Origin of the sequence: Limnohabitans planktonicus II-D5, assembly GCF_001270065.2 — a bacterium.
GTDB lineage: Bacteria > Pseudomonadota > Gammaproteobacteria > Burkholderiales > Burkholderiaceae_C > Limnohabitans_A > Limnohabitans_A planktonicus.
The window spans coordinates 71,391-80,925 of sequence record NZ_LFYT02000021.1 but is presented as its reverse complement, the minus strand read 5'-3'; the positions used below and the strand labels follow the sequence as shown (position 1 = coordinate 80,925).

Genomic DNA, 9,535 nt, shown 5'->3' with positions numbered 1-9,535 from the left:
CCCCCGACGTTTGCGTGATTTGCCCGTACCGCCCTGACATGGGCATGTGCTTGTTCGGGCACATGTCGGACTCTGCGAGTGCCGACCTACGAGATGACGGTGATTGGCAGGTCGGTGGTCGAAGACCCCGACGTTTGCGTGATTTGCCCGTACCGCCCTGACATGGGCATGTGCTTGTTCGGGTAAATGTCGGACTCTGCGAGTGCCGACCTACGAGATGGCGGTGATGAGTAGGTCGGTGGTCGAAGACCCCGACGTTTGCGTGATTTGCCCGTACCGCCCTGACAGGGGCATGTGCTTGTTCGGGCACATGTCGGACTCTGCGAGTGCCGACCTACGAGATGGCGGTGATGAGTAGGTCGGTGGTCGAAGACCCCGACGTTTGCGTGATTTGCCCGTACCGCCCTGACATGGGCATGTGCTTGTTCGGGCAAATGTCGGACTCTGCGAGTGCCGACCTACAAGATGGCGGTGATTGGCAGGTCGGTGGTCGAAGACCCCGACGTTTGCGTGATTTGCCCGTACCGCCCTGACATGGGCATGTGCTTGTTCGGGCAAATGTCGGACTCTGCGAGTGCCGACCTACGAGATTCCGGTACTTGGTAGGTCGGTGGTCGAAGACCCCGACGTTTGCGTGATGTGCCCGTACCGCCCTGACATGGGCATGTGCTTGTTCGGGCACATGTCGGACTCTGAGAGTCCCGACCTACGAGATGACATTTCTCACACATTTCAAACTTCAGCGTGCCGAATCAATGAAGCCAAGCGCCCCTGCGCTTGAGGCGTCAAGGGACGGCCTCTGGAGCAGGTCAGGTCAAACCATCCACTTGGCCAGCGCGTTGCTGGTGCCTTCGGGCAGTTCTTCGGGAATGAAGTGGCCCGAAGGCATGACCTGCCCGCTCACATGGCCCGCGCATTGCGCCTGCCACAGCTCAAGCGGCTTGAACATGCGGTTGACCACACCCCGACTGCCCCACAAGACCAGCGTGTCGCAAGCGATTTGGTCACCCCGCGCGCGGCTTTCACGGTCGTGCTCCAGGTCGATGCCTGCACTGGCGCGGTAGTCTTCGGCCGCGCTGTGAATGGCGGCAGACCAGCCCTTGTCGTTGAGCGCCGGGTTGCAAAAAGCGCGTTCGTATTCGGCCAAGGCTTCGGCTTCAATGTATGCCAAACCCTGACTGCCCCAGCCGCCGAGCTTGGCGTGCAGATAAGCCTTGGGGTTGCCGCCGATCATGAATTCGGGCAGGGGCGCGGGCTGCGTCAGGTGGAACCAGTGGTAGTAGGCCTGTGCAAACGCAAAGTACGGGTCAGCCACGGGGCCGGAGACCTCCGGGGTTTTGCCCCACAGACCGCTGTACATGTCAAACGTCGGCGCGATGTCGATCACACACAACTTCTTGACGCGCTGGGCATGGTCCAGCGCCAGCCGATGCGCCACGCGCCCGCCCCGGTCGTGACCGCACAAAAAGAAGTCGCCCACACCCAGGGCGTCGAGCAGGCCCACCACCTCTTGCGCCATGGCGCGCTTGCTGTAGTGCAAGTGCTCGGCGTCGCCCACCGCATGCGACGAATCGCCATAGCCACGCAAGTCGGGCATGACCAGGCGGTAACGGCCGCGCAAGTTTTGCGCGACGCGGTGCCACATGACATGGGTTTGCGGAAAGCCGTGCAGCAACACCAGCACGGGCAGGTGCGCTTGCGCGGCCCAATCGGCCGATTGCCGAAAGCACACCGGCAAGCCCGCCACCGTGAGCGTTTGCCGCTCGAAGCCATCAAACCAGGCCATATCAGTCCACCTTGGCGCCAGAGGCCTTGACCACTTCGGCCCACTTCTTGTGCTCGGCGTCAATCAGCGCGGCAAATTGTGCGGGCGTGTTGCCGCTGGGGATCGCCCCCAAGGTGGCCAGGCGTTCTTTCAGCGCGGGGCTGGCCAATGACTTGGCAACTTCTTGCTGGATGCGGTTGACCACATCGGCAGGCGTGCCTGCAGGGGCCAGCAAGCCAAACCAGCTGCTGGCCTCAAAGCCCTTGAGACCGGCGGCTTCTTCGATGGTGGGCAGCTCGGGCATGGCGGCCGAGCGCTGAGCGCTGGTCACGGCCAGGGCTTTGAGCTTGCCGCCTTTGATCAGCGGAATGGCTGAGGGCAAGTTGTCAAACATCACGTCCATGTTGCCGCCCGACAAATCCAGCAGCGCGGGACCAGACCCCCGGTAAGGAATGTGCGCCATGAAAATGCCGGTTTGGCTCTTGAACAACTCGCCCGCCAGATGAATGGAGGTACCGTTGCCACTCGAGGCCATGTTCAGCTTGCCGGGGTTGGCTTTGGCGTACTGAATGAAATCCTTGACGTTGTTGATCTTGTTGGCCGCGGCTTTCTCGGCATTGACCACCATCACGTTGGGCACACCCGCGACCAGCGTGATGGGCGCGAAATCCTTGAAGGGGTCATAAGGCAGCTTGGCGTACAGGGCCCGGTTGATGCCGTGTGTGCCCACCGTGCCCATGAGCAGGGTGTAGCCGTCGCCTGCCGACTTGGCCACTTGTTCGGCCCCCAGGTTGCCGCCTGCGCCGCCCTTGTTTTCGATGACGAATTGCTGGCCAAAAGCTTTGCTCAAATCAGGTGCGATGGCGCGGGCCAGGATGTCGGTGGTGCCGCCGGGTGCGAAGGGCACCACGATCTTGACGGGTTTGTTGGGCCAGGCGGTTTGCGCCCAGGCCATGGACGAAGTTGCCAGCAAGGCAGCGGCCGCAACACCACCCATGATGTGTCGGCGGTTCAATTTTGAAATCATGCGAGTCTCCTTAAAAACGTGAGTCCTGCATGATGACATCATCGCTTCAAGCCCCTGTCACCCAAGCGCCGAAACACCCCCACACCAAGGGTTTGTCTGAGGTTGAACCCTCAGGCCAACTGAAGATGTCCAGCTTGCGCAACGCGCGGCTTGATCCTCCTCAGATCGGCGCACTGATGCCTTCGCGCGCCATGCGTCGGTAAATGGTGGAGCGGCTGACGCCCAGTTGGCGTGCCACTTCCGAAACATTCCAGCGCTCTTGGCGCAAATGCGCCAGGAGTTGGGCGCTCTTTTCGGGCAGGGCTGACTCTGGCATGGACGACGCTGTCTGGCTGGACAGGGCTGCGCAAGACGCCAGCGGCTCCCCCGAGGCCAAGCGGGGCGGCAACAAAGGCACGCCCGCACCGCACTGCAACTCGCGAGGCAAATGCCTGGGCTCGATCAGATTGCGTTCACACAAGGCCACCGCCGTTCGCAACACGTTTTTCAACTCGCGGATATTGCCAGGCCATGCATAGTGCTTCAACAAATCGCAGGCCTCTGGCGTGATGGTGGGAATGAACACCCTGGACTGTGCGCGCGTTTGCGCGTGCAAGACCTGTTCAATCAGTGCGCCCAAATCCTGGCGTTCGCGCAAAGCCGGCAACTCGATCACGATGCCACTCAAACGAAAATACAAGTCCTGCCGGAAGTGTCCCTCGTCCACCATGGACAGCAGCTTGCGGTGCGAGGCGCAAATGACCTGCACATCCACTTTGGCCGACACCTCTGCGCCCAAGGGCATGACTTCACCTTCCGCCAGAACGCGCAACAAGCGGGTCTGCAAAGCCAGTGGCATGTCGCCAATTTCATCCAGAAACAAAGTGCCGCCATCGGCTTGCTGGATCTTGCCCTTGACCCCTTTGGTGCGTGCCCCGGTGAAGGCACCATCCGCATAGCCAAACAACTCACTCTCAATGAGGCTTTCGGGAATGGCTGCGCAATTGAGGGCGACAAAGGCTTGGTCTTTGCGGGCGCTGCACTGGTGCATGGCTTGCGCAAACATTTCCTTGCCGGTGCCGGTCTCCCCATGCAACAAGACCGAAATGCCCTTGTTCATCACCCGACCGGCCTTGAGCACGTTAGACATCATCAAGGGGTCCGTACCGGCCAGCACATGCAAAGCTTGCAGGTCCGTGCCCACCGAGGCGACCTGGGCATGGTCTGCCAAGACCCGGGTCACACGCGGCTGCGTCGGATGCGTGAGTTTGGCAAAGTAGCGCCGCGCACTGGCCACATGGCGCACTTCGAAGGCGTCACCTTTGGCCCGGTGCGCCTGCGTGACCAGCGCGGGCATGTCCAGGCCCAATACATGGCTGATGTCTGCCCCCATGCACGTCAGCGCTTGCGCCAGTGGATGGTCCGGATGCGCCCCCAAGCACTGACGCGCCCGGCTGTTGGCGGCCATGACCCGTCCGCTCTCGTCCAAGGCCATCAAGAGGCTGACCTGCACATCCAGCAAGGCCCGACTTTCGCTCAGGTACAAGACGCAGTGGTGGCGATGCTGGCGCAAAAAATAAGCGTCCTCGACCATTCGGGCCGTTTGCGACACCATTTGCAGCACCAGGTGTTGGCTGCGCTTGTCGTGCGGTGAATACAGCGCCGATGCATCCAGAACGGCCAGCAAATCCCCCCCAGGCCCAAACACCGGGGCAGAGCTGCAGGTCAAGGTGGTGTTGGGCGAGCGAAAGTGCTCATCGTGGTGCACGGTGATGGGTGCGCGTTCAATCGAACACACGCCCACCGCGCAAGTGCCTTCCACCTCCTCTGACCAGCAAGCCCCCACGTAAAGACCCGCATGTCGCAGCTCTTTGTCGTGGGCCTCGTTGTTCACAAAGTCCACCGTCACGCCTTGTGGATCGGTCAGCAACACCACATAACCGGCATCCCGCACTTGGCGCGAGAGTTGATTCATGCCCTCGCGCGCGGTGTGCATCAAGTCTTCCAACGGCGTTTGGTAGTCCTTGAGCTGCCCCCTCGAATACACCCTGGGTGGCGTGCTCAGACCGGGGTCGATCTGGTAGCGCTCCAGAGACCGTTTCCAGGAATTGGCCAGGGCCGAATCGCCCTGCAGGGCCTGACGAATGCGCTGGTCGATGACGGAAGCAGAAAAGGACATGGTGAAAGGGGTGAACACGCCCATACCAGCGCTGCAAGAAGGATTCCCCCAAACGCCGTATGCCTACGTGTAGTCGTTGACAAGACGAGTCCATCGTAGTCATTTATGCCTCTGTATTCATTGGCGCTTACCCGACTCCAAGGTGTCATTTGTTGCATGTGAATGCAACACCTGTCGCACCTCAAACGGCGGCCATTGCATCAGCTGTCTGCCTTTTGCAACAGGCCAGCGGCCATGCAGTCAGGGCAATCCCTTGCTGAATCTGGCTTTTGCCCGCTGGCACGGCGATTGCAAAAGTTCATCGTCCGATGCCCGTCATTCGACGGTGCACGGCGCCAGAACTTTAGGAGATATGCATGCAAGCAAGTACCGAGCAATTGCGGTGGATGTACGAAACGATGGTCGAAATTCGTGAGTACGAAGAGACCATGGTCAAGGTGTATATGGAAGGCAAACTGCCGCCCGCCATTCAAAAAGGCCTGGCCTTTGACATCGGCTCAGGCCCCGTGCCCGGAGAAATGCACCTGGCCGCAGGCCAGGAGCCGGTGGCCGTCGGGGTGTGCGCGCATCTGCGCCAAGACGACACCGTGGTGGGTGCACACCGCCCGCACCACTTTGCCATTGCCAAGGGCGTGCCCCTCAAACCCATGACGGCCGAGATGTTTGGCAAGGCCACGGGCCTGGGCCGTGGCAAGGGTGGCCACATGCATTTGTTTGACCCGGAGCACAAGTTCAGCTGCAGCGGCATCGTGGGCGCCAGCATGCCCCCGGCTTGCGGCGCAGCGCTGGCCGCCAAAAAGCGCGGCACCGATGCGGTGGCCATCGCCTTTTTTGGCGAAGGCGCCACCAACCAGGGCGCCTTCCATGAATCCATGAACCTGGCTGCCCTGTGGCGCTTGCCGGTGATTTTTGTGTGCGAAGACAACGCGTATGCCATCTCGGTCGAAAAATCCGAATCGACCTCTGTGGCCTGGAATTCAGACCGTGCAGCGGCATACGGCATGCCCGGCATTTTGGTGAAAGACAACGACGCCGTCGAAGTGTTCAAAGCCGCAGGCCAAGCCGTGGCGCGGGCACGCGCAGGCCTTGGGCCAACCCTGATCGAGGTCAAGACCGACCGCTACCTGGGTCACTTTCAAGGTGACCCGGAAACCTACCGCCCCAAAGGCGAAACAGACGCATTACGCAAAAACGATCCGATCCCGCACCTGGCGCAGCAACTGCGCGCCCTGGGCGCCTTGGACGATGACCAAGACGCAGCATTGCGCCAGGCCGTGCACCAGCGCGTTCAAGAGGCTTACGACTTCGCGCGCAACAGCCCCTACCCCGAAGCCGAAGACGCCTTGCTGCATGTCTTTGCCTGAACTTTTCAGCCTCGGAAAACCCCACACCCCCTCACATTTCAGGAGTCCTTCATGACCCAACCCACCCGCAAACTCACCATGGCCCAAGCCATCTCCGAAGCCATTGGCCAGGAGATGGAACGCGACGCAGAAGTCTTTGTGCTCGGCGAAGACGTCGGCAAGTACGGTGGCATCTTCGGTGCCACCGGCGGCCTGCTCGACAAGTTTGGCAAAGACCGCATCATGGACACGCCCATCTCTGAAACCGGCTTCATTGGCGCGGCCATCGGCGCAGCGGCAGAAGGCATGCGCCCGATTGCCGAATTGATGTTTGTCGACTTTTTTGGCGTGTGCATGGACATGATCTACAACCACATGGCCAAGAACACCTACATGGCCGGTGGCAACATCCAGCTGCCCATGGTGCTGATGACGGCCATTGGCGGCGGCTACAACGATGCGGCGCAGCACTCGCAATGCCTGTACGCCACATTTGCCCACATGCCGGGCCTCAAGGTGGTGGTGCCCTCCAACGCCTATGACGCCAAGGGTTTGATGACCCAGGCCATCAGGGACAACAACCCCGTGGTCTTCATGTTTCACAAAGGCATCATGGGCCTGCCCTGGATGTCCTACCTGGAGGGCAGCACCAACGAGGTGCCGCAAGAGGCTTACACCATCCCATTCGGCAAGGCCAAGGTCGTGCGCGAAGGCCGCGATGTGACGATCGTCACGCTCAGCCAGATGGTGCAAAAAGCGGTGCTGGCCGCCGAAACCCTGGCCGCACAGGGCATCGACGCCGAGATTGTGGATTTGCGCACCGTGGTACCCCTGGACCGCGAAACCATCTTGGCCTCGGTCAGCAAGACGGGGCGTCTGCTGGTGGCCGATGAAGACTATTTGAGCTTTGGTCTGTCGGGCGAGATCGCCGCACTGGTGGCTGAAAACCTGGACATCCTCACCCTCAAAACGCCTGTGCGGCGCTTGGCCGTGCCCGATGTGCCGATTCCCTACAGCCGTCCGCTGGAACAATTCGTCATCCCGCAAGTGGCCAACATCGTGCAGCAGGCACAAGCCTTGATGGTGGCCCCGAAAGTGAAGGTGGCCGCATGAACGCCGTGACCTTGCCCACCGAATTGTGGGCCGACGTGGATGAGGGCACCGAAGCCCTGGTGGAAGAATGGCGGGTCAAAGAACAAGACACGGTGACGGCAGGTCAGGTGCTGGGCAGCGTGGTTCTGGTCAAGTCCAGTCACGAAATCACGGCCCCCGTGGCCGGCACCGTGCAACGCATTTGCGTTCAGGTCGAGGAGACTTTCGCACGCGGCACCACACTGATCGAACTGTCATGAGCGTCATTCCCCTCAAAGGCATGCGAGGTGCGATTGCGCGCAACATGACCTTGGGCTGGCAAGCCCCTCGCGTGGCCATGACCGTGGAAGTCGACATGTCGGCCTGCCTGGGCCAACAAGTCGGCGTCACGCCCCAGGTGCTCAGCGCGGTCGCAGGCGCTTTGCGGGATCACCCCGCGCTCAACGCGTGGCTGACCCCCGAGGGCATCGCCCCGCAGAGCGTGGTGAATCTGGGCATGGCCGTCGCGCTGGCAGAAGGCTTGGCTGTGCCTGTGATCCGCAACGCGGCGGCCAGGTCACTGGCCGACATGGCGCAGCAGGTTCGGGAATTGGCCGCAGCGGCACGCCAGCAAAGCTTGCCACCCAAGGCCTACCAGGGCGGCAGCTTCACGGTGACGAATCTGGGCGCCACGGGCATTGACTGGTTCACGCCGATTCTCAATCCACCCCAAGTGGGTATTTTGGGCATCGGTCGCACGCTGGACACCCCCGTGGTGCGTGACGGCCAGATCGTGATTGCGCCCATGATGTCCATGACTTTGGTGTTCGATCACCGCGCTGTGGATGGTCACCCTGCCGCCTTGTTCTTGGCCGACTTGCGCAAGCGACTGGAAGCAGGAGTCCTGCCATGAAGCGCGACTGGCCAGTCGATTGCCTGACGGTGTCTGCGGCAGAGGAACAACGCTGGATCGAACAGCAACTGAGCACGCGGGTGACGCAGCCGATCACGCGCTTTTGGCGCTACACGGAACCTGCTTTGGTGCTGGGCTGTGGACAACGCGCCAGCTTGGCACAACTGCCCGACAGCCCCATACCCGCGCTGGTGCGCCATGCCGGTGGCGGCGCGGTGCTGACGGGCCCCTGGATGCTGAGCTTGTCGGTCATGCTGCCGCCTGACCACCCGGCTGTCAGCTCAGGGATTTTGAGCAGCTACCGCTGGTTGGGCGAGAGCCTGGCCACGGCCTTGCAAAACAGTTGGGGGGTGCCCGCGCAAGCCCTGGCCAAGCACGCGTCCAAGCCCCCACATTGGGCCTGTTTTGCAGGCTTGTCCCCCTGGGAAGTCGTGGCCGATGGGCGAAAACTCGTCGGTCTCGCCCAGGTCCGCCGAAGCACGGGCGTGTTGCTGACCGCCGGTGTTTTGGTGAGCCCGCCCGACTGGGCACTGCTGTGCCACGCCATGGGCAAACCCCTGACAGACGCCATGGACCTTGAATGCGCAACGACTTCGGTCAGTGCGTATGGGGGCCACGCTGTCACGGCCCACGATGTGTTTCCTGCACTGGCTTTGGCCGTGCAAGAAGCGCTCCATTCATTTTTACCTCAGGAGACTTTATGAGCACTCAAAAACCTTCCATGCGTGTCCTCGACAAACTGCCCCAAGTGCAGCGCCGGAGCTTTCTCGCCGGTGCCGCCGGCATGAGCGTCGTGCCAGTCACGGCGCTGAGCATGGCCCCCACGGCCTTGCACGCAGCGTCGTTCAAGGTACTGGGCAGCCAAACCGGCGCCACGCTGCTGCGCATGGCACGCGACATTTATCCGCACGACAAGCTGGCCGACCGCTATTACCTGCAGGCGCTGATGGCCCATGAGAAAGCCTCGGCCAAAGACGCGGCCCTGAAAAAAATGATCACCGACGGTGTGGCAGAACTGGACGCGCAAGCCAAGCGCCGCTTTGGCAGCAGCTACGCCGCAACCCCCAAAGAAGCCGATCGCGTCAGCGTGCTCAAAGCCATGGAGCAGTCGCCGTTCTTTCAAAAAATTCGCGGTGACATGGTCACCGGTCTTTACGACAACAAGCAGGTCTGGCCCATGTTGGGCTACGAAGGCTCATCTTGGCAAAAAGGCGGTTACGTCAACCGTGGCTTCAACGACATCAACTGGCTTTGAGCC

9 protein-coding genes are annotated in these 9,535 nt (G+C 61.3%); 6 read left to right on the top strand and 3 right to left on the bottom strand.

All coding sequences use genetic code 11. The features are described 5' to 3' along the window. Positions 1–814 precede the first annotated feature (814 nt). The 3 genes from H663_RS35075 to H663_RS35065 form a co-directional block, all read right to left on the bottom strand. Positions 815–1,786: an alpha/beta hydrolase gene (locus tag H663_RS35075; protein ID WP_053172425.1), complete on the bottom strand. Its 972-nt coding sequence runs from the start codon at positions 1,784–1,786 to the stop codon at positions 815–817. 1 nt (position 1,787) lies between these two features. Then, entirely contained in the window at positions 1,788–2,762 is a 975-nt protein-coding gene (locus tag H663_RS35070; RefSeq protein ID WP_420844059.1) for a Bug family tripartite tricarboxylate transporter substrate binding protein, read from the bottom strand. 190 nt (positions 2,763–2,952) lie between these two features. Next, a complete protein-coding gene (locus H663_RS35065) occupies positions 2,953–4,950 on the bottom strand; it encodes a sigma-54-dependent Fis family transcriptional regulator (RefSeq protein WP_083451219.1) in 1,998 nt (665 codons plus the stop codon). A gap of 356 nt (positions 4,951–5,306) precedes the next feature. Between H663_RS35065 and H663_RS35060 the strand changes: the two genes are divergently transcribed. The 6 genes from H663_RS35060 to H663_RS35035 are packed head-to-tail and all read left to right on the top strand — an operon-like array spanning position 5,307 to position 9,532. Then, positions 5,307–6,314: a thiamine pyrophosphate-dependent dehydrogenase E1 component subunit alpha gene (locus H663_RS35060; RefSeq protein WP_053172429.1), complete on the top strand. Its 1,008-nt coding sequence runs from the start codon at positions 5,307–5,309 to the stop codon at positions 6,312–6,314. A 51-nt stretch (positions 6,315–6,365) separates the two neighbouring features. Continuing rightward, on the top strand, positions 6,366–7,406 hold the full coding sequence (locus tag H663_RS35055; protein WP_053172431.1) for an alpha-ketoacid dehydrogenase subunit beta: 1,041 nt from the start codon (positions 6,366–6,368) through the stop codon (positions 7,404–7,406). Further along, positions 7,403–7,645: a lipoyl domain-containing protein gene (locus H663_RS35050; RefSeq protein WP_053172433.1), complete on the top strand. Its 243-nt coding sequence runs from the start codon at positions 7,403–7,405 to the stop codon at positions 7,643–7,645. Before H663_RS35055 ends, H663_RS35050 begins: the two co-directional genes overlap by 4 nt. Next, positions 7,642–8,277: a dihydrolipoamide acetyltransferase family protein gene (locus tag H663_RS35045; RefSeq protein ID WP_053172434.1), complete on the top strand. Its 636-nt coding sequence runs from the start codon at positions 7,642–7,644 to the stop codon at positions 8,275–8,277. The genes H663_RS35050 and H663_RS35045 overlap by 4 nt, the downstream gene beginning before the upstream one ends. After that, positions 8,274–8,981 (top strand): lipoate--protein ligase family protein, encoded by a 708-nt coding sequence (locus H663_RS35040; protein WP_053172436.1) that lies wholly within the window; start codon positions 8,274–8,276, stop codon positions 8,979–8,981. The genes H663_RS35045 and H663_RS35040 overlap by 4 nt, the downstream gene beginning before the upstream one ends. After that, positions 8,978–9,532, top strand: a complete 555-nt coding sequence (locus H663_RS35035; RefSeq protein ID WP_205872737.1) for a gluconate 2-dehydrogenase subunit 3 family protein — start codon at positions 8,978–8,980, stop codon at positions 9,530–9,532. Before H663_RS35040 ends, H663_RS35035 begins: the two co-directional genes overlap by 4 nt. Positions 9,533–9,535: the final 3 nt, after the last annotated feature.

What these genes read in the sequence shown, in the direction of transcription:
- H663_RS35055 (WP_053172431.1), top strand. Translation starts at nt 6,366, where the DNA reads ATGACCCAACCCACCCGCAAACTCACCATGGCCCAAGCCATCTCCGAA.
- H663_RS35065 (WP_083451219.1), bottom strand. Translation starts at nt 4,950, where the DNA reads ATGTCCTTTTCTGCTTCCGTCATCGACCAGCGCATTCGTCAGGCCCTG.
- H663_RS35045 (WP_053172434.1), top strand. Translation starts at nt 7,642, where the DNA reads ATGAGCGTCATTCCCCTCAAAGGCATGCGAGGTGCGATTGCGCGCAAC.
- H663_RS35035 (WP_205872737.1), top strand. Translation starts at nt 8,978, where the DNA reads ATGAGCACTCAAAAACCTTCCATGCGTGTCCTCGACAAACTGCCCCAA.
- H663_RS35040 (WP_053172436.1), top strand. Translation starts at nt 8,274, where the DNA reads ATGAAGCGCGACTGGCCAGTCGATTGCCTGACGGTGTCTGCGGCAGAG.
- H663_RS35050 (WP_053172433.1), top strand. Translation starts at nt 7,403, where the DNA reads ATGAACGCCGTGACCTTGCCCACCGAATTGTGGGCCGACGTGGATGAG.
- H663_RS35060 (WP_053172429.1), top strand. Translation starts at nt 5,307, where the DNA reads ATGCAAGCAAGTACCGAGCAATTGCGGTGGATGTACGAAACGATGGTC.
- H663_RS35075 (WP_053172425.1), bottom strand. Translation starts at nt 1,786, where the DNA reads ATGGCCTGGTTTGATGGCTTCGAGCGGCAAACGCTCACGGTGGCGGGC.
- H663_RS35070 (WP_420844059.1), bottom strand. Translation starts at nt 2,762, where the DNA reads ATGGGTGGTGTTGCGGCCGCTGCCTTGCTGGCAACTTCGTCCATGGCC.